Here is an 11,508-nt window from a genome sequence, read left to right as displayed (position 1 = left end):
AAGTGGAAGATGATGTATAAATTCCCGGTAAGAGAGAAAAGGATTTAGATGAGAAGGGGGAGGAATGAGAAAGTTTATGGAGAGTTTGTAGAATAATTCGAGAGTTATGTGGGTGTTTTTGAAGTGAACTTGATGATGAACTAGAGTTAAGTAGAGGAGAGGGTGGGATGACAGGTTCCGGGGTGGAGTTGGCTGGGTCTGGATGTTGGTCTAGAGGGGTCTGTCCTGCGATGTGGCAGGATATGGTGGGTTGAGAGGATGCGATTGAGTAGAGGAGTAGAGATAGATTTCGTGAAGATTGTTAAATGAAGTGTTGCCTGACTCGGATGAGAGATATTGAGCCTGGGCGGAGTTGTGGATTGGGGGATGCTGAATGGATAAGACATTCCGTAAGTGGGAGTTTGTGGGTTTTGGCATAGCTCACATCAAGCTGCCTTGGGTGTGGTTACTTCCCGAGGGTGAGCAGGATCTTTGGGTGATGCAGTTTCATCTCACGTGAAGTAACTCGTAAGTCAACACTTCCTAGAGCCTTCTCCGTCAATTTCTCGAGATGTGGGGTTTCCAAGCCCTGGGAGTGGGTTATTCCCATGGCGAGAAGGATGATCGATCCCAACTCAAGAGAGCCATGGGTTGAGGTGGAAAGCGAATTAGATCCTGCGAACAACCCTTCCCCGTGACGTGGTAAACTATACCGAGTGTCTCGGTACTCGGAAAGGAGGCGGGAATGGTGAAAAGAGTGTAGTTTAGGGGATGTTAAATATGTTTTATGGGGGGTGAAGAGATGACCCTGAGACATCAAATGTAGTTTAGACCTGGTGATTTTCCTGTTACCTTGTAGATGGGGAGGAGACTCGGAGGTTCTAGGGATGGGGGAGATACCAAAATCCGTGAGTGTAAGGAACGCATTCCATAGGGTTGAATCTTAGAGAAAAGTGATACCTTGGGGGATCCTGATCCAAGGTTTAGTGAAATCTAGACTTACCTGTGAAGGTGGATCTCCTGTTGAGGTGTTGCGATGGGAGTTAGCAGTGTCCGAACCTGTAGCAGAGGTAGGCGTCGTGGAGCTCTTGGCCTAGCTCGTCCGTATGGGTGTGATCCTCGCGTTTTATCTCATCGTTAATCATCTTGGCCACGTCCTTAGCGTCATGCTGGAAGAGCGAGCCGAGCCATGAGACCGAGTTGATGAGTTTCGTGGCGATTTCCTGTTCAAGTCCGAGGGAGGTTAGGACGACCTCGGCCTCAGCGGCTTTGAGGGTAGCATTGAATGAGGTCATGAACTGGTCGTATATGCCCAGCTGGCGGGCGTAGTCCTCAAGGTCCTGGGTTGCCCAGCTCCTCGGGGTTGGGTAGAGGATGGAGGCCGAGTACTGGGGGAGGTCTAGGTAGGTGGATGAGGGTGGGGTAATGAAGCCTGCTACGTTGAGACTAGAACACTCCCCCGTGCATAGGCCTCCCACGAGGACTGGGGCTCCCTGAATCATGGGGTTCTGGGTCTTGAGGTAGAGGTCTAGATCGGTGAAGATTTGCTTAATGAGATTTATGTCTGACCTTCTGCAGAGCCCGGAGACTGCGCCGAGGTTGGGGTATACCGCGACGGTGGGCAAGTCCATCAAGCTTATGTCGGGCATCCCGATCAGGGTGGGAAGGAAGGTGGGCGAATCGTCCGATATCCCAATAAGCTTTTGTCTCACAGAGTTTACTATGAAGTACCTGTTCCTGTTAGGCGCCTCCCTTTGGTAAACTTGAGTAGTATAGTTTAATGTGCGTGAATACACATCATACAGTATCTCGGGCACGTAGGTGGGTATCATACCAGCGCCGGCCCACGATAGGTGGTTGATCGCCTGCTGAACCATCCCGATTCCCCTCAGAACTGGCCCGCTTAACCTGTTCACGAGCTTCTGCTCCGCCGAGACCTCGCAGGATGGGTTGTAAGGCTGGACGAAGTTCTTCACACCACCCTTCACGGGCAACATCATGAGTGGGTAGCCCTTCACCGTGAGGGATGAGGCGAAGCCCTTGTTGCCCGTGGCCACGAACTCGGCTCCTCCCTGGAACACCGTGAGTCTGTCGGCCCCGCCAAACCAAGAGCTGGACGTGCCCCCTATGAAGACGTAGACGCAACTACCTCCAACGCAGGAGTCGGTCTTAACCAGGACCCCGTGTCTCACGAAGTCGAACACGTCTGGGGGAGTCTGTGTCGAGATCGTCCTGGCTCCGCGCTGGCCATCCGTTGGTGCCCATCTAGTGGGGGTCACAAGGGCTGGATTCATGGCGTACCTCTGGGGATTTAACGGATTACTACAACTTCCCTGGAGTTGTAGCGCCTCGCACTCTGTCTCCGTGGTCACCGACTCCACGGTCATGACTATCCCTAGGGCTGCAGCGATCTTCTGGAGGAGTTGTTCCCCCGTTATGGTAGCTACTTCACGGGCTTCGTTCTGGATTAGGACTTCCCCCATTTCCTATTACCTCAAATATTCTCTACTCTAGTACTACTCTCCCTAAAGCGAAAATATTAATCTTCTCAGAATATTACGGAAACCAGGTGAAGTCGCGTCATACGTCACTGAAGTTAGGAGGAAAGTTCCACAGTATCTTCTTGTCATAAAGCACTTAGTCAGCAACAATGAAAGTTGTTAAATATCTAGAAGGAGAACATAACTTATGATAGTTCAAACTGCTGCCGACGTGTATCTGGAGGAAGCTGATGGACTCCTGGAGAAGGGAGACGTGGTTCAAGCTAGCGAGAAGTACTATAAGGCTGCGGAGGAGGCGGTTAAGCTTCTGGCCTTGTCGAGGAACCTTGGGATAGTTAAGGAAGTGGAAAGAAAAGGGAAGTGGAGTCTCGACGATTTGCAGGAGGCTGTGAGAGAGCTGGAGAAGGAGATGGGAGGAATTGAGGATCTCTGGAAATCTGCCATAGTAGTTTTGAGTACAACACTTCAACCCCACATCCTTGAGAAGGAGGTTCGGAAAGTGAAAGAACTTGTCAGGATCTCAGATGGGGCGTACACTCTCCCCGACTAGGCTGATCTTCTCTGGAGAGCAGTTCGGGCTGGCGAGTACCTGGAGAGTGGGGAGTTAGGCTTCCTGTGAGGAGTGAGGTTCTCAGGGTTATGAGAGAGGTAAAGCGGTAGATTATGGCACAGGTTGCTCCTTGACGTTAAACGCGATCTCCAAGAGGGTAGGTGTGGAGGGATGCGTGTCATCTCCACATTGGGTTCCGGAATTAAGCTCAATTTAGACGAGGTTAGGCGAACATCTCGTCAAGAGCTCATTCCTTGTTCCGATTGGCTCCCTGATCCAGGTAGCGGGACTTGCTCCTGCTCTAATCTCCACCGCTTCTCAACTGTAAAGGCTTTTGTTGCCCACTGACAATGAGAGATCTAGTCTAACCTTACACTTGGAGCGTTCCCTGACTCGCGCAACATATTTTTAACCTTGAAGGAACTCGTATAATTGTGCGGGGATGCCCGAGCTGGTCCAAGGGGGCGGACTCAAGACCGCCAGGGTGATCCGCTGGCGCAGGCCATCCGGGGTTCAAATCCCCGTCCCCGCATAACCCGCGAGAAGCTGGAGAAGAAGGAGATTTCTAAAAATCGTCCTGGTTACATCTTCTTGAGAACCAGTGAGGTCAGGGTTGACTCGACTCCCTTCACTGACCTGATGCTCTCCACAATGTTGTTAAGCTCCGCTGAGTCCCTTGCCTCCACCTTAACGAGTATGTCGTAATCCCCTGAAATTTCCATGACTTCCTTTACCCCGGGGATTATGGACAGCCTCCTGGTCACGGAGGTGGTGTAAACGTTGGAGCCACACTTCACCGAGACCACGGCCTCAATCCTCTCTGGAGGTCTCGGCTTGAGCACCTTACCCGTGACCTCCTCCGCTATCTCCAGGAGGTCCACATCCCTGAAGTACCTGGTTCCCTCACTGGACTTGATCCTCGCAAGTACCTGCTCCAGTTCCCTGTCGTCCAGCTTTACCCCAAGTCTTTCAAATCTATCCTTGACCGCGTGCTTACCGGTGTACTTGTCTATGACGTAATCCCTGGATCTACCAAAGACCTCGGGTGGCATGAACTCGTAAGTTCTTGGGTCGTTGAGTATCCCAGCCACGTGGACTCCAGCCTTATGCACGAAGGCATAATCTCCCGTGATTGGGAAGTTGGGGGGCATGGTGATCCCGCTATACTTTTCCACGAGCGAGGCCACACTCGAGAGCCTGTCAAGCTTAACCACGTCGACGTTAAAGTGGTACTTGAGGGCTGCTGCCACGGCCTGCAGGGGAACAATTCCCACTCTCTCACCGAGGCCGTTCACGGTAGCGTGAATTATGGTTGCGCCTCCCTCAACTGCTGCCAGGGCGTTGGCCACTGCCATACCCAGGTCGTTGTGGGCGTGGATGTCGAACTCGACCCCGGGGACTTCCTTTACTAGATAGGAGAAGAGTTCCCTGGTCTTCACGGGGTAGAGGATCCCCACGGTATCAGCTATGCTTATCCTGTCAGCTCCTGCATCCCTAGCCGTTCTGGCGACCTTAACCAGGTAGTCCAGGTCAGTCCTGGTTGCGTCCTCTGCCGTGAACCTGACCTTGACCCCGTGGGCCTTGGCGTACTGAACCACGTCCGCAATGATGTTGAGAGCCTCCTCCCTGGTGGTCTTAGTCTTGGCCTTGAGGTGAATGTCGCTTACCCCGTAGAAGATGGCTATCCTGTCCACCTCGAGTTCGCTGGCAATCTCCACGTCCCTCTTCACAGCCCTGCTGTGACCCAGGATCTCGGAGGTGATCTCTCCCTCCCTCTTGAGCTTCACGATCCTCTTTATTCCCTCATAAATGTCCGGTGAAACTGCCGGGTGACCGGCCTCAATCATGGAAACTCCCAGATCGGATAGGGCCTTGGCTATCTCGACTCTCTGCTCAGTGGTGAACACAACTCCAGGAGTCTGTTCGCCTTCCCTCAAAGTCGAATCTAGTATACCTACTTTCATCTATCGCACCTAGAAGTTCTAGATTGGTAAGAAACTTATTAATATCTACGTAAAAGACCAGTGAAAAGTTCGAACTAAGAAAGGGAGTTTAATATGAGTTCCTTAACGCCTTCAACCCCGATCTTGGGGGAGTATTTCTCGAGGATTGCCCCAACCAAGTTGTAGAATGCCCTGTTTCTGGTAACCGCCTCGACGTGATTCGCGTAAACGAAGATTAGGGCTGTCTTTATCACGTTCTTCCTTGCCTCAATTTCCAGTTCGGACAGAATTGCCTCGACCTCCCTGGTATCCACCTTGGACCTGAATTTCCTTAGCTCCACGAACTCCTCTTGATCTAGGACCGACATAATTACACCGGCTCAACTATACTAGCAGTTTCTTCTCCCTTAATAATTCTTGTAAGCTTACCTATCTTGTCCACGCTGGTTACTATTACCTTGATCCTGGATCTCTCCACGATTTTCATGGCCATGGGATCCAGAAGCTCGTAAGTTCCTGCCTTGACTGACTGCGTGTTTTCTAAGATTGATTTCAACTCGGTGGTGGTAACGCGTGGAAGGAACTTAGCGTTGGGGTTCTTCTTGGGATCGCTATCAAAGACCCCCTCGACCGTGGTCACCATTACAAGGTAGTCTGCCGAGATCGCCTCAGCGACGAGGGCTGAAACTGCTGCCGTGGATTGACCAGGTTGGAATCCCCCAACCACCACGACCTTGCCGTGACCCCAGTACTCTAGGAACTGCTCCAGGCTCTCTGGGATCCTGGAGTAGGCCAGATCTGGCATCGACAGGGCCATGAGGAAGGCGTTGAGCCTAGCTACCCAGATCCCCAGTAGGTCAAGGCTTGCCTCATTCAGGTTAAGTGACCTTCCCAGGGAGATGTACTTCCTCGCGGTCGTTCCTCCACCCGTTACCAGGGCAACGCGATGGCCCTCCTGGACTAGAGACCTAATGGCAGAAGAGAGGGGAGTCTTATCTCCTTGATCATCAAAAAACTTCCCTGTTACCTTGATGACTAACTTCATCAAGGTTGAATCGAGACGCGAATAAAAAGTTTAAACTGGGTAGTCGTCGGGTAGCTTGTGCCTGAAGTACTTTCCGGATTCGGGGTCCTTGAATAGACCTATCTTTACGCCCTTCCTTCCCTTGGGGGCCAGGGTCCATGCCTTTTCTGGAGCCAGCTCAGCTTCCTTTCCTCCTGGTGTCTTGATCTTAACTGCCTTCTTGTATGTCATGTTAATCAAATTAATGTTGTAGGACTCATATTATAAACCTTTCCATGAGTATCGCAATTGATAATGCCATGAGTTTATCAATGACTGACGTTGAAGGATTACCTTAACCCACGGATGACGTTGTTCCTCCGTCCACCAGGATGCTTGTGCCCGTGATGTAACTTCCCATGTCCGTGGAGAGAAAGAGAAGGAGGGAGCCTAGGTCCCTCTTCACATCGCCCAGCCTACCAACGGAGATGGGGTCGAGGACCCTCTCCTTCCAAACTTGTTCGAAGGGGAGGCCCTTGGATTCAGCGTATCGCGATAGGGTTTTCTTGGCGCCTTCGGTGGGGAAGCTACCCATGAGGATCGTGTTGACGGTGATCCCGTGTCTGCCGTAGTCCCTTGAGAGGATCTTGGTTAACTGAAGAAGTGGGGAACGGGAAACGTCAGCGAGGACTAGGATGCTCTGGGGCTCCCTCACGGTCCAGGAGGAGAGGAAGAATATCCTGCCCCATTGCCTGGAAATCATGTCGGGGATAACCAGCTTGGAAAGGGAGACGGCGCTGAGAAGGTAGAGCTTGGTCGCATATTCCCAGTCGTGAATGTCAGCCTCTGAGAAGGTGATGGGTTCCCTGGGTGGATTCCCTGAATTCACCACTAGGATGTCTATTCCTCCCATAACGTGGAGAGCGTATGAGACTAGGGAGTTCAACGAGCCCAGATTGGTCATGTCTGACTGGGTTCCGTAAACTGCTGGGCTGATCTTCCTTAGGTCGTGAAGTGCCCGGTGCAACTTCTCCCCAGATCTAGAGGTGATTGTGACCACGGCGCCGTGGGAGGCAAAGGTCTCTGCAACTCCCCTGCCTATTCCCTCTGTGGATGAGGTAACAAGTACCCTTTTTCCCTGAACAGGAAACATGGGTAAAGAGAGGGGTTACACGTTAAAAATGTTGGGAAAGGATCTGGTCCAGGCGCGTCATACAAGACTCTTGTAGAGTTCAAGGACCTTTAGGGATACTTCTCTCCATCTCCAGTTCTTGGAGATTTCCCTGTTTCTTTCCCCTATCTCCTTCCTTAAGTTGGGGTCTCTCAGGGATTCCACAGCTTGTTTCAGTTGTTCACAGTTAGAGACCACAAACCCGTTGACGCGATCCTTCACCAACGTGGGAAGAACCTTAGCCCTATCCCCAACTATCACTGGAACTCCCCTGACCATGGCCTCCTTGATCACCAATGGATCTGCTTCAACTTCCGAGGTCAAGATGGTTGCCAGTGAACCGTCCATTAAGGCGTACTTTTCCTCGTCTGTCACCTGCCCCAGATACTTTACCCTGTTCTCAAGACCAAGTTCCTTCACGGTGCTCATGAGAAGTTGAAAATATTCTCGGTCCCTTACCTGACCTGCCAGCATTAGCTTGATGTCTATGTCCTTTATGCATCTTATGGCAAATAACTGGTTCTTTTCAGGGCTAATTCTTGCGAGGTAAAACAGATAGTCATGTGTTCCTTGTGTTGTTGGATACTCAAATACCCTGTCCTCTACGCCATTGGGTATGGTTACAATCTTGCTCCCTTGGAAACCTTTTCTTATCATCTCTTCTCTCTCCCATTCACTTACTGCGATTATGCGATGAACTCTATTTCCCATGTACTTCTGCAACGCGTTTAGAATGGCTCCCCTGTTTACCACGAAAATGTCATGTGGGGTCATAACCATGGGAATGTCGTGAAACCTTGACTCAAGTAGGGTGAACCAAAAGGTGTAAAGGTTCCATGCACTGAATTTCCTCCCAAGATTGTGGAAGTGAAGCAGATCAGGTTCCTTGTTGAACTTCCAAGTCCTTGGATGCCTTATCACCCTTATTCCGTCTATAATCTCGAAGGGTTTGAGGACACCCCTTTCCTCATAGGTATCCCTGGTTGTGTGTACCTCAACGTCAACTGAAAGCTTGAGGAGCTCCTTACTTAGGTTGTAAACATGGACTTCTGTTCCTCCCTTGACGGGTAGAAAAAGGGGTGTGAGCATCCATGTCCTTATGATCGGACACCCCTGCCCATGAACACCTCTAGGACAGCGATATAGTCGTCCTCGGAGAAGCCCCAGGATTCTGCCATCCTATACAGTTGAAGCGCAAGGGAGGACATGGGATTAATTACGCCTAACTTCTGGGCCTCCCTATCAATTATCTCGAGGTCCTTTCTCATGTGTTTTGTGGCAAACTGGGTCGAATAGTCCCTTGTTGCCATCTTCCCTGCCTTGATCTCAGAGGTGGGAGATCTGGCACTGCTGTACTTGGCGAGGAACTCTGCAACTAGCTTGGGATCCAGACCGCTCTTGACCCCTAGGTTGAATGCCTCAGCCATGGAGGCCACGTAAGCTCCTATGAGCAGATTATTCACTAGTTTGGCGTACAGGCCCATCCCGTTCTTACCCATGTATAGCACGGTGGAGGCGGTATGTGAAAGAAGGTCCCTTATTTCCGGAAATCCCTCCTCTGGTCCTCCCACGAGGACTGTCAACTTCTTCTGCTCCACCATGATTGATGTCCCAACCACAGGAGCGTCATACATCCTTCCTCCAGCATTGAAAACTTGAGTTGCCAACTCCATGCTCACCGAGGGGGAAATGGTGGACATGTCTACGATGGTCTTGCCCTTCACTACAGGTAGAATATCCGAGACCACTCCCTTTACTGCAGAATCGTCAGATAACATGAGGATGATTACGTCGGATTCCTGGGCAAGTTCCCTGACGCTTTTCGCCATTTTAACTTGGTATTTCCTTGAGAATTCCTCTGCCTTGGACGATGTCCTGTTGTACACCACGTCCAATTTTCCTGCGTTCCTTAGATTCACACCTATTCTCCATCCCATTACACCCAGACCAGCTAGTCCCACGCGCATAACTAGATTACTCGACCCTGGTTAAAAGGGCTCTTATTCTCCTATGTTTTCCCTCAGTTCTTATCAAGTCTACGGAAATGATCTCCACGTTCATGGACTTTACCTTCTCCATGAGCTCGTCATAGTTCCTAGCTTCAATCATGGTGTCCTGTATGCCGTCATATATCTCGTGCCCCTTTCTCTCCCTGGAGTAGAAGACCACTCGGTAGGTCCTAGAGAAGGGCTTGTTTTCCATGAGTAGGTTGAACTCACTCTTGCCCAATGTGGAGGTCCTAACCAGGGAGTAGCCCATAACCTCTTTCCTCTCCTCGTGGTAGTCCTCAATCACCAACGGATAGGGTTCCAGGATGCGGACGTCAGATGGCTCAGTGAAGGGGATGATGATCTTGTTTCCTATCTCCCTGTCTAGCGAGTCCCCTCCCTTAGAGTACCAAGAGGATATGGGGACTCCCCTCGAGAGCCTGGTGTATAGGTAGAGCGTCTTTTGACTCTTCCTTATCACCTCAACATTTCTAGAATCCATATCATATACGAGCTCTCCCTCAGGGTTATCGATTTCAGGCTCAAAACCCAGCTGTGATAACCTCTTCCCCACTTCCCTCCTTATCTCCGCCTTCATGCTCTCGTAGTACACGAGACCATTCGTAACTGCGAAGCTTGTCTCAAGTTCCTGCATTCTGGGGGATAGCCTAACACCCAGGACATACTTCATGGGCGAAGTTCTCAGGAGGGATAGGGCCTTCGTGGCAAAGTCCTCCTTTACCTGGGGGAGGACATCATTACACAGGTAGCACGATCTCCTCTGAAATCCTGTTCCGAAATAGTGGGAGAAAAGTGATTCCCCGACCTCTCCCATGTTAAATAGTATCTCCTTCATCTCCCCTAGATCTGGGAGCTCGTGTTCCTTGACTCTCCTATCAATTTCAAGGAGCAGGGAGAGCTTTATGGCCCTTCCCCTTTCACTGTTAAGGTGACCGTAACCGAGCTTGGCGAAGCATCTTCCTAAACAGGAATCGCAAAGGGGATATCTTTCAAGTAAAGCTAAGGCCTGTTCAGCCACCCATTTGGCCGAAGAGTTTTTCGACATCCTTTTTCCTTCTCTTGAGCATCTTAAGAGTTCTCTGTACCGTATTGAAATGCTCTATGAGTTCCCTTACCTCTTCAACCTCCGTCCCAGATCCCATGGCTATCCTCCTCATTCTCTGTTTATCAATAATTGAGGGATTGTCCAGTTCTTGATAGGTCATTGAGTTCATGATGGAAAGCCACCTCTGCATTTTTTGTTCTCCTACCTTAACCTGGTCCTCGGGGATATCCCCCATCATATTCATTCCAGGTATCAACTGCAGGATCTTAGAGAGTGGACCCATTTTCCTCACGGCAACTATCTGCTTGTACATGTCCCTCAGGGTGAGCTTGGACTTCCCTGTCATGACCTCCCCCATTTTCTTCTGTATCCCCTCGTAATCCTCCATGGCCTTCATCTTCTCTATGATAGCCTCCAGGTCTCCCATTCCGAGGATCCTGGCCACAAACCTCCTGGGATTGAAGACCTCCAGTTCGTCTATCTTCTCGCCCACACCGATGAATTTTATTGGGGCACCTGTTGCCGCTACGGCAGAGAGGGCACCCCCTCCCTTCGCGGTACCGTCCATCTTGGTGATGATGATGGAACCAACGTTGCTGGCCTCATGGAACCTCTTGGCCAGATCGTAGGCCTTCTGTCCCAGGGAGGCATCTATAACTAGGATAACCTCGTTGGGCTTGATCTTTTCGTAGATGTCCTTCATTTCCTCCAGGAGTTTAACCTCCTCGCCGTATCCGTGTCTTCCCGCCGTATCCACGATCACTAGTTCGTACCTCTCTGAAAGGAACTTCTCCACGCCTCTTTTGGCTATTCCAACTGCGTCCTGACTTCCAGGTTCTCCGTAAACGGGGACGTTTATCTGTTTCCCTATCTGCTGAAGTTGCTCCAGTGCAGCTGGCCTATATACGTCTGCCCCAACCAAGGCCACCTTATAACCTCTCTTCTTGTAGAAGTAAGCTAGTTTGCCTGCGGTTGTGGTCTTTCCAGTGCCCTGGACTCCCACTAGCATGATAACCCATGGGATTGACTTGGGGTTAACCTCTGGTTCCTTATCCCCTCCAAACAGGGCTGAAAGCTCGTCATAAACTATCTTGATGAACCACTCTCTCCTCTCCAGGTTTGAGGGAGGAGTTTCCTTCTTGAGTCTCTCCTTAATCTTGTTGGTAAGTGAGAAAACAAGTTTAACCTGAACATCTGACGAAATAAGGGCCTTCTGAATGTCCTTAATGAACTCCTCTACAGCTACCTCGTAGGAAGTGTTTCCTCCTAAAAATTTCCTTACCGCGTCCCTTATTCCGTCTAACAAG

Annotated in this window: 13 protein-coding genes and 1 tRNA gene; 3 read left to right on the top strand and 11 right to left on the bottom strand. The window is 50.6% G+C overall.

Features of this window, described 5'->3' with window-relative positions:
- Positions 1 to 445 precede the first annotated feature (445 nt).
- Both MSED_RS12195 and MSED_RS09010 read right to left on the bottom strand, forming a co-directional pair.
- The gene (locus MSED_RS12195; RefSeq protein ID WP_144418776.1) at positions 446 to 664 is read right to left on the bottom strand and encodes a hypothetical protein; all 219 of its coding nucleotides are present in this window, start codon (positions 662 to 664) and stop codon (positions 446 to 448) included.
- A gap of 358 nt (positions 665 to 1,022) precedes the next feature.
- Positions 1,023 to 2,273, bottom strand: coding sequence for a hypothetical protein (locus tag MSED_RS09010; RefSeq protein ID WP_144418775.1), 1,251 nt, complete (start codon positions 2,271 to 2,273; stop codon positions 1,023 to 1,025).
- Here MSED_RS09010 and MSED_RS12190 point away from each other — a divergent pair.
- From MSED_RS12190 to MSED_RS09000, 3 genes are all read left to right on the top strand, one after another.
- Complete coding sequence (locus MSED_RS12190) at positions 2,272 to 2,493, top strand: hypothetical protein (protein WP_144418774.1); 222 nt, start codon at positions 2,272 to 2,274, stop codon at positions 2,491 to 2,493. The genes MSED_RS09010 and MSED_RS12190 overlap by 2 nt on opposite strands.
- A 174-nt stretch (positions 2,494 to 2,667) precedes the next feature.
- Entirely contained in the window at positions 2,668 to 3,030 is a 363-nt protein-coding gene (locus MSED_RS09005; protein ID WP_012021708.1) for a PaREP1 family protein, read from the top strand.
- A gap of 436 nt (positions 3,031 to 3,466) precedes the next feature.
- A tRNA-Leu gene (locus tag MSED_RS09000) sits at positions 3,467 to 3,562 on the top strand.
- A 49-nt stretch (positions 3,563 to 3,611) separates the two neighbouring features.
- On the opposite strand, the gene lysS is transcribed toward MSED_RS09000, so the two are convergent.
- From lysS to MSED_RS08955, 9 genes are all read right to left on the bottom strand, one after another.
- Positions 3,612 to 4,994, bottom strand: coding sequence for a homocitrate synthase (gene lysS, locus MSED_RS08995; RefSeq protein ID WP_012021707.1), 1,383 nt, complete (start codon positions 4,992 to 4,994; stop codon positions 3,612 to 3,614).
- A gap of 74 nt (positions 4,995 to 5,068) precedes the next feature.
- Entirely contained in the window at positions 5,069 to 5,341 is a 273-nt protein-coding gene (locus MSED_RS08990) for a hypothetical protein (protein WP_012021706.1), read from the bottom strand.
- Between the two features lie 2 nt (positions 5,342 to 5,343).
- Positions 5,344 to 6,018: a UMP kinase gene (gene pyrH / locus MSED_RS08985; protein ID WP_012021705.1), complete on the bottom strand. Its 675-nt coding sequence runs from the start codon at positions 6,016 to 6,018 to the stop codon at positions 5,344 to 5,346.
- A 30-nt stretch (positions 6,019 to 6,048) separates the two neighbouring features.
- The gene (locus MSED_RS08980) at positions 6,049 to 6,228 is read right to left on the bottom strand and encodes a chromatin protein Cren7 (RefSeq protein WP_012021704.1); all 180 of its coding nucleotides are present in this window, start codon (positions 6,226 to 6,228) and stop codon (positions 6,049 to 6,051) included.
- 103 nt (positions 6,229 to 6,331) lie between these two features.
- Complete coding sequence (locus MSED_RS08975; protein WP_012021703.1) at positions 6,332 to 7,129, bottom strand: SDR family oxidoreductase; 798 nt, start codon at positions 7,127 to 7,129, stop codon at positions 6,332 to 6,334.
- 57 nt (positions 7,130 to 7,186) lie between these two features.
- Entirely contained in the window at positions 7,187 to 8,236 is a 1,050-nt protein-coding gene (agl16, locus tag MSED_RS08970) for a glycosylation protein Agl16 (protein WP_012021702.1), read from the bottom strand.
- Positions 8,237 to 8,244: 8 nt separating this feature from the next.
- A complete protein-coding gene (locus MSED_RS08965) occupies positions 8,245 to 9,114 on the bottom strand; it encodes an NAD(P)-dependent oxidoreductase (RefSeq protein WP_012021701.1) in 870 nt (289 codons plus the stop codon).
- Positions 9,115 to 9,121: 7 nt separating this feature from the next.
- Entirely contained in the window at positions 9,122 to 10,201 is a 1,080-nt protein-coding gene (locus MSED_RS08960) for a pseudouridylate synthase (protein WP_048060138.1), read from the bottom strand.
- A complete protein-coding gene (locus MSED_RS08955) occupies positions 10,167 to 11,507 on the bottom strand; it encodes a signal recognition particle protein Srp54 (protein WP_012021699.1) in 1,341 nt (446 codons plus the stop codon). The genes MSED_RS08960 and MSED_RS08955 overlap by 35 nt, the downstream gene beginning before the upstream one ends.
- Between the last annotated feature and the right edge of the window lies 1 nt (position 11,508).

Source organism: Metallosphaera sedula DSM 5348, assembly GCF_000016605.1.
Taxonomy (GTDB): domain Archaea; phylum Thermoproteota; class Thermoprotei_A; order Sulfolobales; family Sulfolobaceae; genus Metallosphaera; species Metallosphaera sedula.
This window is presented reverse-complemented; position numbering and strand designations above follow the sequence as displayed.

Bases quoted from the DNA above. Each gene is read 5' to 3' on its own strand.
- MSED_RS08980 (WP_012021704.1), bottom strand. From the start codon at position 6,228: ATGACATACAAGAAGGCAGTTAAGATCAAGACACCAGGAGGAAAGGAA.
- MSED_RS09005 (WP_012021708.1), top strand. From the start codon at position 2,668: ATGATAGTTCAAACTGCTGCCGACGTGTATCTGGAGGAAGCTGATGGA.
- MSED_RS08975 (WP_012021703.1), bottom strand. From the start codon at position 7,129: ATGTTTCCTGTTCAGGGAAAAAGGGTACTTGTTACCTCATCCACAGAG.
- MSED_RS08960 (WP_048060138.1), bottom strand. From the start codon at position 10,201: ATGTCGAAAAACTCTTCGGCCAAATGGGTGGCTGAACAGGCCTTAGCT.
- MSED_RS12190 (WP_144418774.1), top strand. From the start codon at position 2,272: ATGGCGTACCTCTGGGGATTTAACGGATTACTACAACTTCCCTGGAGT.
- lysS (WP_012021707.1), bottom strand. From the start codon at position 4,994: ATGAAAGTAGGTATACTAGATTCGACTTTGAGGGAAGGCGAACAGACT.
- MSED_RS08965 (WP_012021701.1), bottom strand. From the start codon at position 9,114: ATGCGCGTGGGACTAGCTGGTCTGGGTGTAATGGGATGGAGAATAGGT.
- MSED_RS08990 (WP_012021706.1), bottom strand. From the start codon at position 5,341: ATGTCGGTCCTAGATCAAGAGGAGTTCGTGGAGCTAAGGAAATTCAGG.
- pyrH (WP_012021705.1), bottom strand. From the start codon at position 6,018: ATGAAGTTAGTCATCAAGGTAACAGGGAAGTTTTTTGATGATCAAGGA.
- agl16 (WP_012021702.1), bottom strand. From the start codon at position 8,236: ATGCTCACACCCCTTTTTCTACCCGTCAAGGGAGGAACAGAAGTCCAT.
- MSED_RS09010 (WP_144418775.1), bottom strand. From the start codon at position 2,273: ATGAATCCAGCCCTTGTGACCCCCACTAGATGGGCACCAACGGATGGC.